Consider the following 537-nt stretch of genomic DNA (forward strand, 5'->3'; position numbering starts at 1 on the left):
AGATATTTCCCTGTAGTAGATAAAAAAAGCAGGGTAGTGTCAATATAATTAGAGAAAAAACATGAATTGGTAAGTTATCTTTATTCCCAAAGTATTCCATTAGTATAAGTAATGTAATCAGAATCGGGAAGCTTGAGGCTAAAGTATATAAAGGTAAATGTAGTTTTTTAAGCTTCTTCCCTTGTTTTCTATATTCACTAGATATGTGTAGTAGAAAATAAGGAGATACAAAAGGAAAAATGAAAACTATAAGAATTAGAGCAAAAACAAATAAAATAGTAGTTAAACTGGAAGAAGAAGTCATGGCATCAGGGAAGATGCTAGATTGTTCAATAAAATCTAAATAGCGATGAGTTAAAAAGCTTCCAAGTATTAATCCAAGCGCAGCCAAAGCTGCAAAAAATTTACCAACTATTTCTAAATAATTGATAAATATTGATTTTTCATTTAATTCTGAATACTTTATAAGTAATAGTGATCTAATTTGTTTCTTTTTGTTTTTTTTAAAATTATTCATGTATAAAAATGACCCATTTT

At 27.2% G+C, this 537-nt stretch carries 1 pseudogene; it reads right to left on the bottom strand.

The window, feature by feature from the left end:
- A pseudogene (locus ACTHS3_RS16710) lies at positions 1-517 on the bottom strand (hypothetical protein); the annotation flags it as partial.
- Positions 518-537 lie beyond the last annotated feature (20 nt).

The organism is Neisseria sp. P0009.S007, from assembly GCF_051962515.1.